The sequence below is a fragment of the Methyloversatilis sp. genome, from assembly GCF_051861465.1.
Taxonomy (GTDB): Bacteria; Pseudomonadota; Gammaproteobacteria; order Burkholderiales; family Rhodocyclaceae; genus Methyloversatilis.
This window is the reverse complement of the sequence record NZ_JBHYCQ010000002.1, coordinates 247,568-267,554: the sequence shown is the minus strand read 5'-3', so window position 1 is coordinate 267,554 and position 19,987 is coordinate 247,568. Positions and strand designations below refer to the sequence as shown.

Genomic DNA, 19,987 nt, shown 5'->3' with positions numbered 1-19,987 from the left:
TGGCAGTTCGGGCAGGCATTACGGGACGTGACATTCGAATGAGTTTTCGGCAAACGGTCAAGAAGTGGGTCGTCCGAACCCTGCTGTCGTATGACGGCGAGGCATTGCTCCGGACAGTGCGACGCGCGGGGTTGAAGCCCGGCGACACGCTGATGGTGCATTCGTCATGGCTGGCGATGAACGGCTTCCGCGGCAAGCCGGCCGACATGGTGGCTGCCCTCAAGCGTGCCGTCGGGCCGGACGGCCTGCTGGTCATGACCTCGATGCCTTATCACAACATGAGTTCGGAGCAGTGGCTGGCGCGCGGCAAGGCGCTCGACCTGAAACGCAGCCCGTCGATGATGGGCATGCTGTCCGAAGTGTTCCGGCGCAGTGAAGGCGTGCTGCGCAGCGCCAGCCCGACCCATCCGCTGCTGGCCTGGGGGCGCGATGCGCAGGGATTCATACAGGGGCACGAACTGACGCCTTTCGCTTTCGGTCCGGCCTCGCCGTTCGCCAAGCTGCTGTATCGCGACGCGCTGATCCTGTGCGTCGACGCACCCTTCTCCTCCATCACCTTCACCCATTTCGTCGAGGACCGGCTGGCCCATACGCTGGCCGTGCCGTTGTACTCGCCGGTCCTGCACAGCGGCAGCGTGATCGACCCGGATGGCGAGCGCCATGCACGTGATGTGCGCGTACTGTCGAGCGAAGCCAATGCGCTCAGGCGGGATGCCGTGCTTGAAGACTGGCTGGTCGAGCAAGGCGTGCTGCGCCGGCTGCGCGTGGGCAACACGCGATTGCTCGCGCTGCGCGCCGCGGGCATGACCGCCGCAACCGAGCGCCTGGTTGCGTCCGGCCGCCATTTTTTTGACGTCAAGCCGTGACCGACGCGGCGCCACGCTTCGCATGGACGCTCGATGTGGCGCGCGGCGTCGCAGTGATCTGGGTGTTCCTGTTCCACGTGCAGTCGATGGCCCACATTGCGGCCCCGTCCCTGCATGGACTGTCCGCCATGGGCAGTGCAGGCGTGGTGCTGTTCTTCGTGATTTCGGGTTTCTGCATCCATGCGTCCGCCAGCCGCAAGGTCCGACATGGGTCGAGCGGTGCGGCCGCTTTCATGCGGCGGCGGATGCTGCGCATCTTCCCGCCGTTCTGGGCTTCGATCATCGTCGTGCTCGCGCTGCCGCATGTGCTCGCGCTGCTGAGTGCGTTGGCGAGCGGGCGCTACGAAGTGCCCGCCGCGGCAGACTGGTGGCACTGGACGGTGCTCGACTGGCTGGGTCTGGTGACGCTGAGCCGAGGCCTGTTCACCGGCGACGCGAATGCATACGCCCCGATCAATGCGGTGTATTGGTCGCTGGCGATCGAAGTGCAGTTCTATTTCATCGTGGCGCTCGCCCTGTGCTCGGGACGGGCGTGGAATCACTTTCTGGCGGCGGTGACCGTGCTGTGCCTGCTGCTGATCGGATTCGAGGTGCCGTTACCCGCCACGCTGTTTGTCAGCTACTGGCCGCAGTTCGCAGTCGGCATCGGCCTGCACATGCTGACGCAGCGCAGCGTCGCGCTGCCCGGCGACGGCGGTGTGCCGACGTCGGTGATCGCTGCACTGTGCTTCGGCGCATTGATCATCGCGATTGCCCGGACCGGCATGCCGTCGCCGCTCGGGTTTGCAGTCGCCTCCGCCGTGGCCATCTGGTTGATGGGGCATGTGGAAAGCGGCGCGCGTCGGCGGTTTGCCGCACCGCCCCATCCGCTGGTCCGGCTGCCGCTGCGGCTTGCACTCGCAGCGGGCGTCTGCAGCTATTCCGTGTATCTGCTGCACGGCAAGCTCCATCTGCTGCCCTGGATGTTCGTGCGGCAATGGGTGCCGGCGGACAGCGTATGGACGCTTGTTGGCGTCGTCATCATGACCGTCGCGCTGTGCTACGGGTTCTACGTCATTGCGGAACGTCCTTTCGCAAGCGGACGCAAGAGGGGCTAGGGCGCGATGCACATCACGACGAACGCGGCGGATTGTCCGGCGAGCGGCAGCATGCGTGACCGCAGAAGGGGTGGTCGCGGAAGGGGTGTCGATGCGTGCCCGTCCGCTGACGCGGCAGGCGCAATCAGACAGGCTGTGCGCGCCGGCAACAATCGAGGGCGTGTGCGGCGCGTTCCACGCATGACGCGCGGGACGAAGTGCGCGGCGCGGCCGGATCAATTGCATGTGGAGCGTGGGAACAGATGACCGCACCGGGACATATCGAGCTGCCCATCGGCACAACCGGAGCCGAGGCAGACCGGCCGACGCGACGGACCGATGCGCGCACCACGCCGGACAAGCTCGCCGTCATCGACGCTGCACGCGGCTGGGCCATCCTGCTGGTCATCGTGTCGCACGTCGGCGGGCTGTTTCCGGAACTGCCCTGGCCGGTGAAGAAGCTGACCAACTTCGGCTGGTTCGGCGTGCAGCTGTTCTTCGTGGTGAGCGCCTACACGCTGCTCGCGTCCTGGAACCGCGACCGCCGCGCGCTGCCGCAGAAGACGACCGATTTCCTGATCAGGCGCTTCTTCCGCATCGCTCCGATGTATTACCTGGGCGTCGTGCTCTATCTGTTCCTGCGGCCGCCCGGCGAGCGCTTTTCGTGGGACATGCTGGCGACGACGATGCTGTTCGTCAATGCATGGACGCCGGAATGGCTGGCCGTCGAACGCGGCACCTGGGTGGTCGTTCCCGGTGGCTGGTCGGTGTCGGTCGAATTCATGTTCTATCTGGTTTTTCCGCTGTTCGCGCTGCTGGTGTCTTCGCTCGGGCGCGCGCTGTGTGCCGTGTTCGTCGGTGCGGTGGTGGCCGCCGTGTCCTACCGGTTCGGCAACAGCCACTTCGCGGGCACCGTGAGCGACGAGGCGCTGCAGAACTTCCTCTTTTTCTGGCCGCCATCACAGCTCGTGGTGTTCGCCGTGGGCGCCGTGCTGTTCCATGCGGTCGCGCGCAGCGACGGGGGCGTGCGCCATGTGCGCGTCTGGATGGTTGCGCTGGCGGTACTCCTGCTGCTGATTGCGCAATTCCATTTCGACAAGTTCTGGTTCGTCGATGGCCGCCTGCCGCCGGTCTATTTCCTCGCCTCGGTCGTTTTCGCGGCGCTGGTGAGCGTGCAGTTGCGCGCAGCCCGACCGGCCTGGCTGCTGGTGAATCCGCTGATCTGCCGGCTCGGCGAAGCGAGTTTTTCTGCCTATGTGCTGCACTGGGCGTTTCTGGACCTCACGCACCGGTTTCCGTCGGTCATCCATGCCGATGCGACCGGCGTGCACGCCATCGCGGCCTTTCTGGTGGCGCTCGTCGCGGTGACGGTGGCAGTCTATGTGGCGGCGCGCGCGACCCACCTGCACTTCGAGCAGTACTTCATCCGGCTCGGCCGTCGCGTCGGTCGTCGCGCTTCGGGACGCGCTGACGCATGAGCCCGTTCGCCGCCGCGGCATCCACGATACGGTGGCGGCCGTCACACCGCGTGGCAGATTGGCAGGTAAAAAGCGCCGTGTTGTGCGATATCCGGCTGACGCGCCGCCGCGCAGGCGGCAGCATGCACGTCCATCTCCCGCTCATTCATCTTCACGAAGAATCTTCCGCATGACGCAACTTTCACCCCTCGCCATCAAGTGGCGCACCCTGATGGAAAGCTTCGACGTCGGGCTGTCCGCACCGCAGGACAACCGAGTGCACCTCGACGCGGCCATCCGCTGGCTGAAACTCGCACAGGACGTGACCGGCAACGGCGGCGTCGCGCAGACACGGCTGATCAAGTCGGGCCGCTGGGCACCGTCCTATCCCGAAACCACCGGCTACATCATTCCGACGCTGTATCGCTACGCCGCGCTGGCCGGCGACGACGATTGCCGTGCCCGCGCCCGCCGCATGGCCGACTGGGAAATCGACATCCAGCATCCGACCGGCGGCGTGCTGGCCGGTGCGCTCGGCGATTCCGACCAGCCGACCATCTTCAACACCGGACAGGTGATCTTCGGCTGGGTGCGTGCGTTCGAGGAAGAGGGCGACGAACGCTACCGCGCCGCCGCGATGCGGGCATCCGACTGGCTGTGCGACGTGATGGATCCGGACGGCTGCTGGCGTCAGTGGGGCTCGCCGATGACCGGCAAGCAGATCAACACCTACAACACGCGCACCGCGTGGTCACTGGCGCGCACCTTCGACATCACCGGCGAACGGCGTTATCTCGACGCCGCCGTGCGCAACGCCGAATGGGCGCTGACGCAGGCGCGGGCGAACGGTTTCCTCGACAACAACTGCCTGCAGGACAACGCACAGCCGTTCACGCACACCATCGCCTATGCGATGCGCGGCCTGCTGGAAATCGGTGCGGCGGCGGGGCGCGACGATCTCATCGCCGCGGCGCGCCGCATCGGCGACGCGATGATCGCCGCACTGCCCGCCGACGGCCGTCTGCCGGGGCGCTTCGACAATGACTGGCAACCGACGGTGAAATGGTCCTGCCTGACCGGCGACTGCCAGCTCGGCATCAACTGGGGTCGCCTGTTCCAGCTCACCGGTGACACGACCTACCGCGATGCGACCACGCGGATACTCGGTTTCGTGAAGCGTACGCAGAAGCTCGACGGTGCGCCCGAATCACTCGGCGCCATCAAGGGCGCCCACCCGGTCAATGGCAGTTACCACCCCTGGCAATATCCGAACTGGGCCACCAAGTTCTATGCCGACGCGTTGATGATGGACAGCGCCAATACGGGCGGCGGCCGGTACATCATCCGGGCGGTGCATGGCTGAGTGTCCGGACGGACCGGCGGCGGCCGGCTGTCTCATCTATCTCGCCTGGGAGCCCGACTATCTCGGCGGCGTCGATATCGCGGTGGAACGGCTCTACCGGATGATCTCCGCGCGACCGGGCGGTGCGACCCGCACCTGGGTCGGCGTGCAGGACTGGCAGAAGCAGGGTGAGCACATCGACCCGCAGGGCCGTCGCTTCCTGCACCTCAACCTGCCTGCAGCGCCTGTGGGCGGCCTGCTGCCCTGGCTGCGTTACGCCTTTTCGCTCGGTCGCCGGCTGCTTCCGCTGGCGCGGCAGCTGGCCGAACACCGCATCGAAGTGGTCAATTGCCACTTCCCGACCTCGAACGTGTTCGCCCTGGCTGCGCTGAAGCGGCTGGGCTTGTGGTCGGGCCGGCTCGTGCTGTCGTTCCACGGCTCCGACGTGCGGATGCTTGATCCGTCATCCATGGCCTGGAAGGCCATCGCGCGGGCCGCCGACGACTGCGTCGTGTGTTCCGAGGCGCTGGCCGACGAACTGGCGGCGCGTGGGCTGTGGCCGCGCAGTCGCCTCACGGTCATCCACAACGGCATCGACGCCGCGGCGTTCGCCGATCCGGCGCGTCATCTCGACCCGAAGGACGTGCCGCAGCGCTTCATCCTGAACGTGGGCAACTACGTGTCGCTGAAAGCCCAGGACGCGCTGCTGAACGTGTTCGCCCGCCTGCGCGTAACCGACCCCGATCTGGCACTGGTGTTCGCAGGTGGCAAGGACGATGGCGTATGGCTGGCGCGGCTGCGCGAACACTGCAGCGCGCTCGGCCTGGATGACCGGGTGCGCTTCCGGGTGGATGTGCCGCATGGCGAAGTGCCGAATCTGATGAAGCGTGCCGTGGCGCTGGTGCACACGTCCGAACGCGAAGGACTGCCGCTGGTGCTGCTCGAAGCTGGCGCGCTCGGCGTGCCGGTGCTGGCGAGCCGCGTGGGCGGGATTCCGGAACTGATCGAGCACGGGCGGTCCGGCCTGCTGCATGACTGCCGCGATGAAGCGCAGTTACTGTCCCAGTTGCGCGAGGTCGTGCAGGACGCGCACCTGCGCCGCGTGCTCGCCGAGGGATTGCACGAGCGCGTGGCGCGCGGGTTTTCGGCGGACCGGATGGCGGAGCGCTACGCGGAGGTGTTGTTCGGAGCGCCCGCGCGAAGCTGAGATGTTTTGCGTCGGGTCGTCGCAGGCACCGAAAAACACGGTAGCCTCGACGCGTCCGAACCGCCGCAAAGAGCGGATCGAACGCAATCAATCAGGGGGTTGCCTGCGCCAGCGCGCCCGACGACCCGAATCGGCGAGTCTGTGATGACAAGGGGGCAGCATGGAGTACGTACTTTTCGCGCTATCGGGTCTGGGTCTGCTGGTCAGTCTGTACGCGTTGCACAAGATCCGGCTGATACACATTTCGACCTTCAATATCGAAGCAGCATCGGCCACCGCAGCCCGTGAATCGACGCAGCTGTATGCCCAGATCCAGGCCTACCTGGACCTGATTCGTCTGGTCGAGCCGGCGCGGCCGTTGCCGACCCTGCGCGGCTGGGCCGCATCGCCCGACTTTCTGCTCCGGATCGCCGGGCACGCGCGGGACGCCGCGCCGCAGCGCATTCTCGAATGCAGTTCGGGCGCCTCCACGGTCGTGCTGGCCCGCTGCCTGCAACTGAATGGCAGCGGTCATGTGGTCAGTCTGGAGAACGATCCCGCGTTTGCCGAACAGACGAGGGCGTCGTTGCGGATGCACGGGCTGGCCGATTGGGCAACCGTGATCGATGCGCCGCTGCTGGCGAACCCGGTGACCGGCACGCCCTGGTACAGCCTCGCTGGCCTGACTGACGACCACACTGGGTTCGACATGCTGGTCATCGACGGCCCGCCGCGCACGGTGGCGCCGCTTGCCCGGCACCCGGCGCTGCCGATGCTGTCGTCGCGCCTGTCCGCGGCCTGCGTGGTTTTCCTCGATGATGCCGACCGGGTGGAAGAGCGGGACACCCTGCAGCGCTGGGCGACCGAATTCCGCGATTTCGCGCAGACCCTGCTGCCGTGCGAGAAGGGGTGCGCACGCCTGCAGCGCACGGCGGGCTGAATCAAACCCGACACGACAACGGTTGAAGCACGTCCGGCGCCCCGGCGGTGCTCCGGGACTGACAGCATGAGCCCTACCTTTCTATCGTTTTCCGCGGGATGGACATGAAGGCCGCACATACCCCGCGTACCGTTCTGATGGTGGCGTACGACTATCCGCCACTGAATTCGGGTGGCGTCGCCCGTACCAAGGTGTTCAGTGACCAGCTTGCCGCCCTGGGCTGGCAGGTCGTCGTGCTGACCCCCCGTCACCCTTATGGCAAGTCGCTGCCGGTGGCGGCGGACGCGCCCGGTGCCGAGGTGTGCCGCACGGCCGGCCTGGAGGCCGACGACGTGCTGCGCGGGGTGAACCGGCTGCTGTCCGCATTGGGGTTCGCCAGGGACGGACAGGGCGTCAAGGGCTGGCGGCTGAGGCAGTGGTGGTCTGCGTTGTCCTGGCCGGACGAGCAGACGGGCTGGGCGATCCCGAACATTGTGCGCGCCCTGGGACTGTCGATCAGCCGCCGGGTGGACGTGGTGTACACCACCTCGTCGCCGTGGTCGGATCACCTGGTCGGGCTGGCGCTGTCCGTGCTGCTGCGCAAGCCGTGGATTGCCGACTTTCGAGATCCCTATCTGCGCAATTTCGGCTACGTCCCGGCGGGTGCATTCAAGCATCGCCTGCATGTCTGGTTCGAGCGGCAGATCTGCATGCACGCGGACGTGGTCATCAGTGCGACCGGGCGTGCGTCGTCCGCCTTTGCAGACGATTACCCGGACGCACCGCCGCAGCGTTTCCGGACCATCCGTAATGGTTTCGACGATGCCGAGTTCGCCGGCGAGGTGCCGGTCCGACCGGGGCTGAATTTCGCGCACACAGGGGGGTTCTACGGCACCCGACGCCCGGAGCCCTTCCTCGATGCGCTGCGCGCCGCGCGCGCGGCACACGCCGACCTCCATGACCGGATCAGCGTCACGCTGATGGGACCTTTCCCTGATCCGGATTTCGATCTTCGCTGCCGGAATGACTACGGCTTTGTCACCGCCATACCGCCGCAGCCGCGTGCCGCGTCGATCGAATTGATGCGCTCGTCGCAGGTGCTGCTGCTGTTCCGCCACCTTGAATGCACCTTGACGCTGCCCGGCAAGCTGTACGAATACATGGCCAGTGGAGGCCACATCATCGCCGTGACCGGCGCCGAGGACGAACTCGATGTCGTGCTGGCGGACTACCCGAATTGCCAGATCCTGCGCAATCCGGATGAAGGCGCCTACCGTGCCGCGATCGAAAGGGTGTTCGACCTGTATCGATCCGGGCACCTCGTCGCGCGCGCGCCGGACGCCGTCGCGTCATTCAGCCGTCAGCGTGCGTCGGTCGTGCTGAGCGAGGTGTTCGACGAGGTGCAGCGAGACTGACCTACTTTTCCGTGAAGACGATGTGCTGGTCGCAGACGTAGGAAAACGCCGGTTCGGCGACTGCCCGGGTGGCGAAGAAGACTTTGCCGGGCAACGAATGTGACCGCGGATTGGAACGTCGGTACTCGATGCGGTGCTTGGGAAATGTCCGGTCGAGAATGGCGCGCAGTTCGTTCAGCGAGATCAGTCGCTTGCCGATGTAGCCGCCCTTGCCGAGCAGCTTGCACACGGGGTCCATCGCCGCCCGCGGCAGGAAGCCGAAGAACCAGACGCCGATGTGCGGTTCCGGGCTGACGATCGAAAACCGGTTCGGCGAATTCAGCAGCAGGTTGCCGCCCGGCTTGAGCGCGCGCTGCGCTTCGCTGAGGTAGGCCGACTGGTCGCTGACGTGTTCGATGACATCGGGCGAGTAGATGAAGTCGAGCGTTTCGGAGGCAAACGGCAGCGCTTCGGCGCAACCCGCGACCAGAAAGGCTTCTTCGCCCTTTTCGGCCAGCAGTTTCTTGGCCAGCATCAACTCGACCAGCGAAATGTCGAGACCCACGGTCATGGCCGCGCCGCGCTGCTTCAGTGCTGCGCAGGCTTCACCCGAGCCGCAGCCCAGATCGAGCGTGACGCCCTTGGGCAAGGCCTGGCGTGCAGTGATGTCGAGCAGGGACTCGAGCCGCGACGGCGAACGGATGGCGAGCGAACGGCGATGTTCGATGCTGGCGTCGATCTTCGCGTCCGGGCGCGGGTGCGGAAAGATCTTCCGTTCGAAGAACTCGATCAGCGCGTCGTAATCCATGGTGCGCGACGCTTCGGCAATGCGGTCTGCCGCATCCGATTCTTCCTGGCGCGTCATGTAGGGCGGGTCGAAATGCCGGAAATCGGGAATGCCGTGGATCACCGGATAGCGATGTGTGCCGGACTGATTGACCAGGCTGTGCGCGTCGACCTCGGTCAGCGTTTCGCCGGTCTGAGGGCAGCGCAGCAGCGACAGCAGTTTCTGGTGCATTTGACGCATCCTGTGAATGACTTGAATTGATGTTCGATGCTACCGAAGCACTGGTTTGCGCGCATCGAGCCCACGTCACGAACGTGCGAAAAAGTGCTTTTCGAGCCAGGCTCTGGGGCGTTCGAGCATCGGATCGCTGAGCAGGCGGTGCTGCACCACCCACAGACCCGTCAGCCATCCTGCGAGGGTGAGCAGGCCCGCCAGCGGGAACACGATCAGATCCGGCAGCTTGAAATCGAACACCATCAGGCCGGCTCGCAAGGCGCAGGCCGGGGCCAGCGCGACCAGGCTCAACCGGAAGGACTGCGACAGCTCGCGGCGCAGCGCTACGAAATCGGTCTTCATGACCGTCTGCTTGGCCGTGTACGTGACCGCGATCTGGATCACATAGGTGAGCAGCAGCACGTAGGCAAACGATTCGAGCGTGCGGAACACCCATGCGCAGGCGACCAGCAGTGCAATGCGTACCGGCTGGATGACCAGTTCTATGCGCACCGTCAGGTTCACGTGACCGCTGGCGGTGAGCGCGGTACTGACCAGCGACCACAGTACAGCCACCGCACCGGCTGCGCAGAATATCGGTACCAGTGCGGCGGCGGCGTCCCATTGCGGGCCGAACATCAGGCGCAGTGCTTCGGTCGGGAACAGCGCGAACAGCCCATAGAAGGGCCAGGCGAACGCCGCCACCATCGACACGCTGCGGGTGTGGATTTCATCGAGCGGCTGATTGTTGCGATGGCTGCTGGCAAAGGCGGGATAGGCCACGTTGCGGATGGCCGCCATGACGTCCCGATGGAACAGGCTCATCACGCCCTGGGCCCGGCTCAGCAAGCCGACCTCGGCGAATCCAAGCACGCGGCCGACCACCAGGTCGTTGAAACTGAGCGCAATCTCCGAAATCGTCCGCGCCAGGGTCGACTGACCACCGAAGTGCAGGATGCGCCGCCATTCGAGCAGGCACGGGCGATGCAGGAAGCCGCCGTCGGCGAACCAGGCCGCCATCAGGGCCGTGACCAGCGTATTGGCGATGGACGAGGCGACCAGACTCCACGCGCCGAAACCGGCAGCGGCACAGCCGATCGCGCACACGGTGCTGATCAGGTTGGCAGCGGTGGCGATCCAGAACAAGGCCTTGAAATTCATCGATCGCCGCAGCAGTGCCAGCGCAGTGGAACTGAACGGGATGAGCAGGAAATTGATGGCCAGCACCTGCAGGATCAGGCCCAGCTCCGCATGGTCATAAAACCCGGCGAGCCATGGCGCAATGCCGACCAGGAGGAGAAACGATGCGAGGCTGATCAGGCCGGTCAGCGTGAACGCGGTGCGGACGCGCTCGGGCGTGATGTCGGATTCCTGGATCAGATAGCTGCCGATGCCGAAATCGCGTACGACCTGGGCAAGGCCTATCGTTGCCGCCGCCACCGAATACAGGCCGATCTGGGCCGGCGTCAGCAGTCGGGCCAGGACGAAGAACGAAATCAGCTGGATCAGGATGCCGAAGTAACGTTCTGCCAGCGACAGCAGCAGCGACCTGCGGACCGTCGTCATTGAGCGTCCGCGTCGTCCGGCGCCGCCGGGGTCGGTGCCGCTCGCGCGGGTGCTGGAACGGCGATGCGGTGACCGGCAGCTTCAAGCTTCCTGGCCAGTCCCGGCAACGGGTAGCCGCCGCCGTAAGCCCTTTGCGCGTACTCCAGTGCGCGGTCGTATTGCTTGGCGTCGGCCAGCACGAGACCGAAGTTGTAGGCAAACATGATGCTGGCTTCGCCCAGCGACTCTGCGGTTTCGTAAGCCTTGATGGCTTCGCTGAAACGTCCGCGGTCATGCAGATGGATGCCATGCACGACATGAACACGCGCGTCATCCGGCTTGAACAACATCGCGCGCTGGAAGTAGCAGTCGGCGAAAAGTTTCAGCGGCGCGCTTTCCTTGTAGCCCTCGGCGGGCCTGCCGCCATAGTGCTTTTCGAGCTTCGACAGGGAATTCAGCGCAACGTAGTGATTGGGGAAGATGCCGAGCGTGTACCGGAATTCGCCCGACAGGCGGGCGGGGGAGTACTTCTTGGTGTTCAGGTCGCGCATCGCGGGCTTGAAGTGGACGTTCTCGACCAGTTTGGCCCGACCCTTGGGCGCGTCGCCCGACGGGCGGTGGTTCGCCGGATCGCTGTAATCCCACGGGCCGACGCCGCCGGAACTGTCCAGGCCGGCGCAGTCCATTTCGATCTGCGCCTGCGCGGCGGTCATCGGTACGGCGATCAGCAGCAGCAGGGTCGATAGCCACCGGACAAGCGGGCGGTGTGTGCAGCGGGCAGGCAACATCTTTCTCTCCTCCGGATGCTTGACGGGCTGATGACGGGCCGTCATGTCCTTTCCCCGGACGGTCGTGTCGCTGGCAGGGCATGACGCTGCATCCACTGATCCATCATCATCAGTATCCATACCATTTCGCCGTAGAAGCCGGGGTAGGCAGGCAGGTGCTCGGCGAACAGCGCGTCGGCGAACTGCGGCTGAACGATGCCGCGGTCGACAGTGCCCTGCACCGACGCACGCGACAGCGCATTCAGCCCGTCGTGCTTGAGTGCCCAGTGCCCGAATGGCAAACCGAAGCCATGTTTTTTCTTCGTGATGATTTCATCGGGCAGGAAGCCTCGCAGCGCCTCCTTGAAGAACCATCGCAGATCGAATCCCTTCAATTTGTAGTCCAGCGGCAGGCTGAGCGAGAAATCCAGCAGTTCGTCGGACAGCAGCGGGAAGCCGACGCCGAGCCCGGCCAGTGTTGTGGTGCCGATCACCTTGGGCAGGTCATTGTCGGCCAGCGTGAAGCGCCAGTCGAAGCCCAGTTCGCGGTTCAGGTCATCGTCGGCGTTCACACTGTCCCACACCGACTGCTGCAGCGCGAGCGGCGCGCGGCGGTCGATCTGCGCCAGAAAGTCGGCGGTGAAAATGCTTTCCGGGCCCAGGCGCAGCAGCATGTTGTACATCTCGTTGCGCGCTGGCATCGGCACGCGCGCCTGTTCGACATAGCTGGCGCCCTTGCTGGCCAGCGGCAGCTTGCCGAGCGGGCTGGCCAGCAGCGGCTCGAGCACGGCGCGCAGCACGCCCGGCACGTTGTCGTAGAAGCCGAACACGCGGTTCTTGGCGTAGCGCGAATTGCCGCCGAACAGCTCGTCGCCGCCGTCGCCCGCGAGCAACTTGTCGTAGCCTTCGTCGCGTGCGATCTGCGACAGGATGTAGGCCGGCAGGGCACTCGAATTGCCGAACGGCTGGTCGTAGTGCGCCGCCACCTTCGGGATGGCCGCCACCAGTTCGTCCGGCGTCACGTAGTGTTCGTGGTGGCTGGCGCCGAAATGCTTCGCCGCGAGACGGGCGTATTCCATCTCGTCATAGCCTTCGGCTTCGAAGCCCATCGAGTAGGCGCGCACCGGTCCGTGCTCGCGACACAGCATGCCGACCACGGTGGAACTGTCGGTGCCGCCGGACAGGAAGGCGGCATAGTTACCGGTGGCTTCGCGCGCGACACCGCGCTGCACGATGGCGAGGAAGTCCCGCTTCAGCGTTTCGAAGTTGCCACTGCGGGCCGGGCTGAAACGCGGGTTCCACCAGCGCTCCACCGTCGGCGCCTTGCCAGCGGAAAGCGTCAGACGGCTGCCCGGTGGCAGGCGCAGCACGTCGGGAAACACCGTTTCAGGCGCCGGGATCATGTGGAAGTACAGATAGTCGTACAAGGTCTGCGCGCGCAGTGCAGGCGTTGCGGCCAGCGCATCGGCGCGGCTGGCGATCGCGATCGACGCCGCGCAGTCCGCGCGATAGCACAGCGGATAGGTGGCGTAGCGGTCGGTCCACGCGCGCACGCTCAGCGCAGCAAGATCGATGTCGACGCGCAGCGCGCGTTCGCGCAGTGCGTCTGCCGCGGCGTCTCCGACCTCGATCAGCAGGTGGCTGCCGGACAGTGAAGCGCGAAAAGGCGCCGACAACCTGAGGCTGAAGGCTGCGGACGATAAGGCGACATCGGATCGGCCTGACTGCAGTGCCTGCGACAGGTTGTCCAGATCGGCCTGCGTCGGCACCGCGTGCTGCACGAATTCAATCATTGAGCGGGTCTCTGAAACATCGGGTTCGGTGAAACATTCAGGCGGTCTGCTGCCGGTGGTGGCTGGTCGATTCATGGATCAGCCGTGCCCGCAGACGCGCGACCGACAGGGACACCAGCAGTACGATCACCATGGACATCAGAAAACCGGCGGCAGGCGGCAGCCCTTCGGGTCTGACGAACAGGTAACTGTGAAGAAAATAGATTTCGAGCACACAGGCGTCGAACCACAACGCCGGGGCGCACAGCGTGCGCGGAAGCGGCAGCGTCAGCAACACCCCGCAGGCGGTGACCGACATCAGCAGGATGAGCGGGTAATTGAAGCTGTTGATGCCCGCTATCGCGTTCAGCGCACCCAGTGCGAGCGTTGCGCCGAGGCATGTCGCAAGCTGCAGCAAGCCCGCGCCCGGCCACCTGCGGCCCCCCGCGACGCTGCCAAGCAGGAACGCAAACACCGTCGGCCACAGCATGTGCCCGACATCGACGCTGTAGTGCAGGGCCGTCGTCGCGGCCAGACCGACCAGCGCGACGGCCAGCGCGCCCCGGTTGTTCTGCGTCATCATTCGCAGTACGGGGTAGGCCAGATAGAACATCAACAGCAGCGTGAAGAACCACAGGCCGGCGCCGTAGGGCCCGGGGTTTGGCAGACCGAGCCAGTTGAGCCAGCCCGACAGGCCCAGCGCGGCGATCAGGCTTTCGACGGTCCAGATGCCCGCTCGGTCCTGATACAGGAACAGGGCGAGCAATACGGCATCGATCAACAGGATGGCCGGCACCAGGCGCAGTATCTTCGCGCGCCAGAAGGCCGGAACCGAGAAGCTGCTGCGGTAGCGCTGTGCCGTGAAGTAGCCGGACGAGAAGCCGAACACGAACAGCGCAACCGTGGCGGGGATCCACAACAGGCTGCCTTCGAAGTAGTGCCCGGCCGCGACCGTGAGGATGCTCAGCACCTTTGCCACGGCGAAGTTGTGGCTGACGGTCGCTGCGTCCGGATGCGCCAGGGTCAGGGGCATCGCGTGCACGGGTTGCGGCGAGGGAGGCTGGCAGGCGGTGTCATACCAGCAGCTCCACCGGTTCCGGATGGCTCAGGAAGCCCTGCGGGCTGGCCGTGAAGCCGTACGCGCCGGACTGGAACACGACGACCAGATCGCCCGGTTGCGCATCGGGCAGCGACATGCGGTCGGCCAGCAGGTCGAGCGGCGTGCACAGCGGGCCGACGACCGACACCGGCTCGCCGGCCGGTGCGTTCATGCGGTTGCCGATGGCGACCGGGTAGTTCTTGCGGATCACCTGCCCGAAATTGCCGGAGGCGGCGAGATGATGGTGCAGGCCGCCGTCGACCACGAGATAGGTGTGACCGCGTGACACCTTGCGATCGACCACCCTGCATATGTATATGCCGGCTTCGCCGACCAGGTAGCGGCCGAGCTCGACCACCAGCCCGGCTTCCGGCAGCTCGCGCGCGGCGCGCTCGACCAGATGCGAGAGGTTGTCGCCGACCGGTGCCAGATCGAGTGGCTGTTCGCCCGGGAAGTACGGAATGCCGAAACCGCCGCCCAGATTGAGCGTGCGCACCGGCGCCGGCGCGTCGGCCGCGAGCCGCAGCGCCAGGTCATAACTCTTCAGCTGCGCTTCGCAGATCGACTCCGCCTTCAGGTTCTGAGAGCCGGCATACAGGTGGAAGCCTTCGAAGGCGAGACCCAGGCGGCCGATCTCGCGCAGCAGTTCCGGCACCTGTTCGGCATCGACGCCGAACTGCTTCGGGCCACCGCCCATCTTCATGCCGGACGATTTCAGTTCGAAATCCGGATTGATGCGTACCGCCACCCGCGCGGGCCAGCCATGGCGGGCGGACAGGTCGGCCAGCAGGCGCGCCTCGCGGAACGATTCGACATTGAGCAGCACGCCGGCCGCGATCGCCTGGATCAGTTCGGCTTCGCTCTTGCCCGGGCCGGCGAAACTCATTTCATGCGGATCGGCACCGGCGTCGAGCGCCACTTTCAGCTCGCGGCCGGATGCCACGTCCAGCCCGTCGACCCGCGCCGCCATGTAGGCGACCAGTGCCGGCATCGGGTTCGCCTTCATCGCGTAGTGCAGCTTCACCGCGCGCGGCAGTGCGGCGCGCAGTTCGGCGATGCGCGCATCGAGCGCGCTGCGGTCGTAGGCGTACAGCGGTGTCTGGCCGGCGCGCGCGACGACGCGGCTGAGCGGGATGCCATTGATCTGCAGCTCGCCGTATGCACTTGAGAAAAGGCTCAGCGGGGCGTGCTCGGGCAGCTTGCGGGGGCTTTCGGTCATGGATGTTCCGTGGTGAAGGACGGGCGGCTCACAATCCGGCGAAGCCGGCGGCCAGCGTCTTGCGATCTATCTTGCCATTCGGGTTGCGCGGCAGCGGGCCCTGTTCGACGACGATGCGTGCCGGCAGCTGATAGGCCGGCAGTGTGCGCCGGCATTCGGCGAGCAGTGCGGCCTCGTCGAGCGGCGCGCCGTTGCGGCCGGTCGCGATGACGACAATGGCCTGGCCCAGCGTGGCGTGGTCGACGCCGAACGCGGCGCACTCGCCGACCAGACCGGTCGCGTACAGCGCTTCCTCGATTTCGGTCGGGCTGACGCGGTAGCCCGAGGTCTTGATCATTTCGTCGCGGCGGCCGATGAAATACAGATAGCCCTCGGTGTCGCGGCGCACCGTGTCACCGGAAAAAACGGCGATTTCCGGCATCACCAGCCCGTCCGGGCGAACGCCGGCCGCGGCAGGCAGCGGCCGGAACCGCTCGGCAGTCTTCTCCGGATCGTTCCAGTAGCCCTGGGCGACCAGCGGCCCGCGCTGCACCAGTTCGCCCGGCTCGTCGGCGTTGCACGGGCTGCCGTCTTCGCGCAGCACCAGCACCTCGTTGTTCGGGATGGCCTGGCCGATCGAATCCGGGCGGCGATCGACCTGATCGGGCGGCAGATAGGTGGCGCGGAACGCTTCGGTCAGGCCGTACATCAGGAAGGGTTTCGCCTTCGGGACGCGAGCGCGCAGCGCGTTCAATGTGTCGAGCGGCATGCGGCCGCCGGTGTTGGCGAAGTAGCGCAGGTGTTCATCGACCCCGGCCGGCCATTCGAGCTGGGTCAGCTGGATGTACAGCGGCGGCACGGCGGTCAGGCCGGTCACCTTTTCGCGCACCAGGGCATTGAGCACGTCGCGCGGCATCAGGTAATTGAGCAGCACCACCCGCGCGCCGGAATGAAAGGCCGTGGTGAGCTGCGAAAAGCCGGCATCGAAGGACAGCGGGAGCGCGGCCAGCAGGGTGTCGTCGCCGTGGTTGCCCAGATAGCTGGCCACACTTTTGGCGCCGGCCACCATGTTCCGGTGAGACAGCACGACGCCCTTCGGGCGACCGGTGCTGCCGGAGGTATAGAGGATGGCGGCGATATCCGTGTCCGACATCGCCCCGTTGCCCGGCGCCGCATCGGACGCGTCGAGCAGGGCGGTCCATTCGTGCAGGGCCTGCGTCGGCAGCGCGGTGTCCGGCCGCGCGCCGGTCAGCACGACATGCCGACAGTCGGGGCAGGCGGCCAGGGTATCGCGCAGGCCGTCCAGCCGCTCCGGGGAGGTGATCAGCACGCGCACATTGCAGTCGCGCATGATGTGGCCGACCTGGTCCGCCTTCAGCAGCGGATTGATCGGCACGAAGACCGCGCCGGCGGTGGTCGCGCCGAAGCTGGCGACCACGGTTTCGAAGCGCTTTTCCAGATAGATGCCGATCCGCTCGCCACGCCCGCTGCCGATCGAGCGCAGTCCGGCGGCGAACTGGTCGCACTGCTGCTTCAACGATGTGTAGTCGATGGTCCGGTTGCCGTAGGTGAGCGCAGGCGCTGGACCGGGCGAAATCAGTTGGTGGAGGAGAAAGGCGTCCCGCATGGGTGAAAACCGGTTGAATTCCGACGTCGCAAAGGGTAGCCATCCGCGCCGATGAATGCAGAGACTTTTGCACGTCTCGGCGCGGATCACGCAAGAGGCGTGCCGTATTTGCCGCTTTCCTGGTCGCTCGTGGCATGCGGCGCCCCGCGAGCCGTGCAGACTGGTTCGCGCCGTTGCCGGCCCGAGGCGGCATGTCCGCAGCCGCAGCGCTGCCGAGGTTCTGTGCGCAATTTTGATTCGTACATCACGCGTGCGGCCGTCGCGTCGGATGGCCAGGCGGTGCAACGGGGCCAGTCCAGGCGCAACGTGACGCACGAATCGAATGCGGACAGACCCTAGTGTTATCCTCCGCGTCCGATTGCACGCAGGACGGGTGATGGCCGCGACACCCCCCTGCCGTGCCCAAGCTTGAGGGAGAACGGGATGGAAGTTCAGCAGCAGATCGCGCAAATACTCGATGAGGTATTGAGCCTGAAAGGTCGCTCAGCCACTTTTTCGGCCGCAACACCGTTGCTCGGTGCCGTGCCGGAACTTGATTCGATGGCCGTCGTGGCGGTGATTTCCGAACTGGAAGAGCGGCTCGGCATCGAAGTCGCCGACGACGAAATCGATGGTCAGGTGTTCGAAACCTTCGGTTCGCTGTGCGCGTTCGCCGAGGGCAAGCTGGCGGCCTGATCCGCCGGAGCGTGCTGCCGCGTCAGCTCGCGGCTGGCAAGCGCGAGGTAGCTCAACACCAGCAGCATGACGGTCAGCCGGGGAATGTCGAGCAGGGAGTCGAACATCCCGAGCGCCAGAAAGCCGGCGATGCCAGCGGCGGCGACCGAGCTGGCTGACGCACGATGCGGCCCCTGTACAACCACGCGTCCGAGGCAGGCCGCCAGCAGCAATCCCCAGGCGACGAGGCCGACAATACCGTGCTCCACCCAGAGATGCACCCACAGGTTCTTGGCGTGCCAGGGCAGGTGGTGACGATCTGACGTGAAGAACCAGTGGGCGGCGCCGTCCGTGAAGCGACCGTTCTGAATCAGTTCGCCCGCCGTCAGATCGACGATGCTGACATCGCGCACGTCGAGCAGCGTCGCACCGACGGCGATGAGGGACAGCGCCGACAGGCGCGGCGCATACCATTTCCCGCTGTACATGGGCTTGGCCGGCACGATGACTTCATACTGCGCCCAGTTTCCGTCCCCGTTGACCTTGAGGCTGCGGATCGTGCAGCCATCCTCGTAAAGCAGCCATTTGCGGCACAGCTCGATGTTGATCTCGGTCGCGCGGTTGGCGCGCGCGGTGAGCGTCACCTTCAGCGGGCCGCTCACCGATGAGGGCGCTCGCTGGGTAATGCGGAAGAGCTCTCCGAATCCCTGCACGTGCCGGGGCCCGGCGATCTGCAGGAAGGGGTCGTCATTTTCGGTTCGCAACGTGATGTTGCCCGGGTACTGCGCCTTGGGCAGGTTCCAGAAGTAGGCGGATGGAAACTGGCCTGGTCCGAGTCCGATCCAGCGATCGAGATCGCTCTTGATCAGTGCGATGCCATCGTGGAAATGCGCGGATTTGTGCGCGATGTCGCTGTCGATCGCATCGACGCGTTCCTTGAGGTAGTAGCTGCCCCCGGCGACCGCCAGCACGGCTGCAAAACCGATGCAGCAGAGCAGGCGCGTCGATTCCTGCACGCTGCCTGCCCAGATGGGTCTCGGCAGGAAGGCCTGCGCACAGGCCAGGCTCAGAACGAGCGCCGCTGCAACGAGCGATGACGCGGTCGCTTCGGGGCCGCCCCAGTGGATGCCCACCCAGGCGGCCAGAACTGTCTGTGCCGCCAGCGCACTCAGCACCACAGGGGCCGGTCTGCGCAGCGCAATGACAAGGAGTGTGCCCAGGAAGGCCAGTGCGTACAGTACGTACGGGCCTTTGGGAATCTGCGCGGACAGGGCTGCGGCGGCCAGTCCACCCGCCAGCCCCGCCACCCCCCCAAGCAGGGTTCCGGCGGCCGGGCTGTCCCGCAGGGTCTTGCACGCCAGTCCCGCGCAGGCGAGTGTGCCCGCGACGGCGGCGAGACTGCGATATCCCCCGACCGAGAACGCGCTGACGCATGCGGCAAGTACCGCTGCATTCACGACCACCCACCCGGGCCATCGGCTGAACCCTCCCTGAACGGGCGTCCCGTCGGGTGGTCGGGGCGAAAGGAACAGGCTGACTGCGACGCCGGCGAGGGCAGCGACGTAGGTTGTCCGGGTGAAGGTCGTGAATACGATGTAGGCCACAAGGGCCGCTGCCATCAGCAGCAGCGCCGCAACGCGCGGTCTGTCTTCGCGCTGCAAGCGCCACACCAGCACGGGCAGGGTGAGCACGAGCCATCCATCGAGCGCGGCGCCGCCCACGTGCGCCTCCCAGAACGGCGCCGTGGTCCGGTAGTCCGCAGAGAAGTTCGACAGACCCGGGAAGGCGAGGCGCTCGGACAGCGCCGCCATCGATGCGAGGATCAAGCCTGCGAACAGCCCGTAAAGTACCGAGTGGACGGCTCGCCTGCCGCTTGTTCCCGACTCGATGAACAGGCAGATGCAGTAAAGAATGGCGAGCGGAAACGCCTTGATCAGCCGCAGCGCGTTGGCCGGCGTGTCATAGCCGAGCCAGAATCCGGGCGAGAGTTCCGGCCATGGCCACAGCACCCGGCTCGCCGACAACAGATAGCTCACAGCGACCAGCGCCAGCAGCAGGTAGCCTACCGGCGCGTGCTTGAGCGGG

At 65.9% G+C, this 19,987-nt stretch carries 16 protein-coding genes; 8 read left to right on the top strand and 8 right to left on the bottom strand.

The window, feature by feature from the left end; translation table 11 throughout:
* Nucleotides 1-38 precede the first annotated feature (38 nt).
* The 7 genes from ACTIFF_RS03600 to ACTIFF_RS03570 all read left to right on the top strand — a co-directional run bounded on the left by ACTIFF_RS03600 (nucleotide 39) and on the right by ACTIFF_RS03570 (nucleotide 8,261).
* Nucleotides 39-866 (top strand): AAC(3) family N-acetyltransferase, encoded by an 828-nt coding sequence (locus tag ACTIFF_RS03600; RefSeq protein ID WP_439535587.1) that lies wholly within the window; start codon nucleotides 39-41, stop codon nucleotides 864-866.
* Nucleotides 863-1,963, top strand: coding sequence for an acyltransferase family protein (locus tag ACTIFF_RS03595; protein ID WP_439535586.1), 1,101 nt, complete (start codon nucleotides 863-865; stop codon nucleotides 1,961-1,963). Before ACTIFF_RS03600 ends, ACTIFF_RS03595 begins: the two co-directional genes overlap by 4 nt.
* 242 nt (nucleotides 1,964-2,205) lie before the next feature.
* A complete protein-coding gene (locus ACTIFF_RS03590; protein ID WP_439535585.1) occupies nucleotides 2,206-3,420 on the top strand; it encodes an acyltransferase family protein in 1,215 nt (404 codons plus the stop codon).
* 169 nt (nucleotides 3,421-3,589) lie between these two features.
* Entirely contained in the window at nucleotides 3,590-4,762 is a 1,173-nt protein-coding gene (locus ACTIFF_RS03585) for a beta-L-arabinofuranosidase domain-containing protein (RefSeq protein WP_439535584.1), read from the top strand.
* On the top strand, nucleotides 4,755-5,948 hold the full coding sequence (locus ACTIFF_RS03580; RefSeq protein WP_439535583.1) for a glycosyltransferase family 4 protein: 1,194 nt from the start codon (nucleotides 4,755-4,757) through the stop codon (nucleotides 5,946-5,948). The genes ACTIFF_RS03585 and ACTIFF_RS03580 overlap by 8 nt, the downstream gene beginning before the upstream one ends.
* A gap of 160 nt (nucleotides 5,949-6,108) precedes the next feature.
* Nucleotides 6,109-6,867 (top strand): class I SAM-dependent methyltransferase, encoded by a 759-nt coding sequence (locus ACTIFF_RS03575; RefSeq protein ID WP_439535582.1) that lies wholly within the window; start codon nucleotides 6,109-6,111, stop codon nucleotides 6,865-6,867.
* 104 nt (nucleotides 6,868-6,971) lie between these two features.
* Nucleotides 6,972-8,261: a glycosyltransferase gene (locus tag ACTIFF_RS03570; protein ID WP_439535581.1), complete on the top strand. Its 1,290-nt coding sequence runs from the start codon at nucleotides 6,972-6,974 to the stop codon at nucleotides 8,259-8,261.
* Nucleotide 8,262: 1 nt separating this feature from the next.
* Here the strand turns inward: ACTIFF_RS03570 and ACTIFF_RS03565 are convergent, their stop codons facing one another.
* The 7 genes from ACTIFF_RS03565 to ACTIFF_RS03535 form a co-directional block, all read right to left on the bottom strand.
* Nucleotides 8,263-9,258, bottom strand: a complete 996-nt coding sequence (locus ACTIFF_RS03565; protein ID WP_439535580.1) for a methyltransferase domain-containing protein — start codon at nucleotides 9,256-9,258, stop codon at nucleotides 8,263-8,265.
* 75 nt (nucleotides 9,259-9,333) lie between these two features.
* Complete coding sequence (locus ACTIFF_RS03560) at nucleotides 9,334-10,806, bottom strand: lipopolysaccharide biosynthesis protein (RefSeq protein WP_439535579.1); 1,473 nt, start codon at nucleotides 10,804-10,806, stop codon at nucleotides 9,334-9,336.
* The gene (locus ACTIFF_RS03555) at nucleotides 10,803-11,573 is read right to left on the bottom strand and encodes a hypothetical protein (RefSeq protein WP_439535578.1); all 771 of its coding nucleotides are present in this window, start codon (nucleotides 11,571-11,573) and stop codon (nucleotides 10,803-10,805) included. Before ACTIFF_RS03555 ends, ACTIFF_RS03560 begins: the two co-directional genes overlap by 4 nt.
* 41 nt (nucleotides 11,574-11,614) lie before the next feature.
* Nucleotides 11,615-13,345: an asparagine synthetase B family protein gene (locus tag ACTIFF_RS03550; protein ID WP_439535577.1), complete on the bottom strand. Its 1,731-nt coding sequence runs from the start codon at nucleotides 13,343-13,345 to the stop codon at nucleotides 11,615-11,617.
* Between the two features lie 37 nt (nucleotides 13,346-13,382).
* Nucleotides 13,383-14,357 (bottom strand): acyltransferase family protein, encoded by a 975-nt coding sequence (locus ACTIFF_RS03545; RefSeq protein WP_439535576.1) that lies wholly within the window; start codon nucleotides 14,355-14,357, stop codon nucleotides 13,383-13,385.
* 40 nt (nucleotides 14,358-14,397) lie between these two features.
* A complete protein-coding gene (locus ACTIFF_RS03540; RefSeq protein WP_439535575.1) occupies nucleotides 14,398-15,642 on the bottom strand; it encodes a pyridoxal-dependent decarboxylase, exosortase A system-associated in 1,245 nt (414 codons plus the stop codon).
* Nucleotides 15,643-15,670: 28 nt separating this feature from the next.
* On the bottom strand, nucleotides 15,671-17,248 hold the full coding sequence (locus ACTIFF_RS03535) for an acyl-CoA ligase (AMP-forming), exosortase A system-associated (RefSeq protein WP_439535574.1): 1,578 nt from the start codon (nucleotides 17,246-17,248) through the stop codon (nucleotides 15,671-15,673).
* A gap of 423 nt (nucleotides 17,249-17,671) precedes the next feature.
* Between ACTIFF_RS03535 and ACTIFF_RS03530 the strand changes: the two genes are divergently transcribed.
* Entirely contained in the window at nucleotides 17,672-17,923 is a 252-nt protein-coding gene (locus tag ACTIFF_RS03530) for an acyl carrier protein (protein WP_439535573.1), read from the top strand.
* Here the strand turns inward: ACTIFF_RS03530 and ACTIFF_RS03525 are convergent.
* A complete protein-coding gene (locus tag ACTIFF_RS03525; protein WP_439535572.1) occupies nucleotides 17,863-19,938 on the bottom strand; it encodes a hypothetical protein in 2,076 nt (691 codons plus the stop codon). The genes ACTIFF_RS03530 and ACTIFF_RS03525 overlap by 61 nt on opposite strands.
* Nucleotides 19,939-19,987: the final 49 nt, after the last annotated feature.

What these genes read in the sequence shown, in the direction of transcription:
- ACTIFF_RS03555 (WP_439535578.1), bottom strand. Translation starts at nt 11,573, where the DNA reads ATGTTGCCTGCCCGCTGCACACACCGCCCGCTTGTCCGGTGGCTATCG.
- ACTIFF_RS03575 (WP_439535582.1), top strand. Translation starts at nt 6,109, where the DNA reads ATGGAGTACGTACTTTTCGCGCTATCGGGTCTGGGTCTGCTGGTCAGT.
- ACTIFF_RS03545 (WP_439535576.1), bottom strand. Translation starts at nt 14,357, where the DNA reads ATGCCCCTGACCCTGGCGCATCCGGACGCAGCGACCGTCAGCCACAAC.
- ACTIFF_RS03550 (WP_439535577.1), bottom strand. Translation starts at nt 13,345, where the DNA reads ATGATTGAATTCGTGCAGCACGCGGTGCCGACGCAGGCCGATCTGGAC.
- ACTIFF_RS03540 (WP_439535575.1), bottom strand. Translation starts at nt 15,642, where the DNA reads ATGACCGAAAGCCCCCGCAAGCTGCCCGAGCACGCCCCGCTGAGCCTT.
- ACTIFF_RS03530 (WP_439535573.1), top strand. Translation starts at nt 17,672, where the DNA reads ATGGAAGTTCAGCAGCAGATCGCGCAAATACTCGATGAGGTATTGAGC.
- ACTIFF_RS03565 (WP_439535580.1), bottom strand. Translation starts at nt 9,258, where the DNA reads ATGCACCAGAAACTGCTGTCGCTGCTGCGCTGCCCTCAGACCGGCGAA.
- ACTIFF_RS03570 (WP_439535581.1), top strand. Translation starts at nt 6,972, where the DNA reads ATGAAGGCCGCACATACCCCGCGTACCGTTCTGATGGTGGCGTACGAC.
- ACTIFF_RS03590 (WP_439535585.1), top strand. Translation starts at nt 2,206, where the DNA reads ATGACCGCACCGGGACATATCGAGCTGCCCATCGGCACAACCGGAGCC.
- ACTIFF_RS03535 (WP_439535574.1), bottom strand. Translation starts at nt 17,248, where the DNA reads ATGCGGGACGCCTTTCTCCTCCACCAACTGATTTCGCCCGGTCCAGCG.
- ACTIFF_RS03560 (WP_439535579.1), bottom strand. Translation starts at nt 10,806, where the DNA reads ATGACGACGGTCCGCAGGTCGCTGCTGCTGTCGCTGGCAGAACGTTAC.
- ACTIFF_RS03585 (WP_439535584.1), top strand. Translation starts at nt 3,590, where the DNA reads ATGACGCAACTTTCACCCCTCGCCATCAAGTGGCGCACCCTGATGGAA.
- ACTIFF_RS03580 (WP_439535583.1), top strand. Translation starts at nt 4,755, where the DNA reads ATGGCTGAGTGTCCGGACGGACCGGCGGCGGCCGGCTGTCTCATCTAT.
- ACTIFF_RS03600 (WP_439535587.1), top strand. Translation starts at nt 39, where the DNA reads ATGAGTTTTCGGCAAACGGTCAAGAAGTGGGTCGTCCGAACCCTGCTG.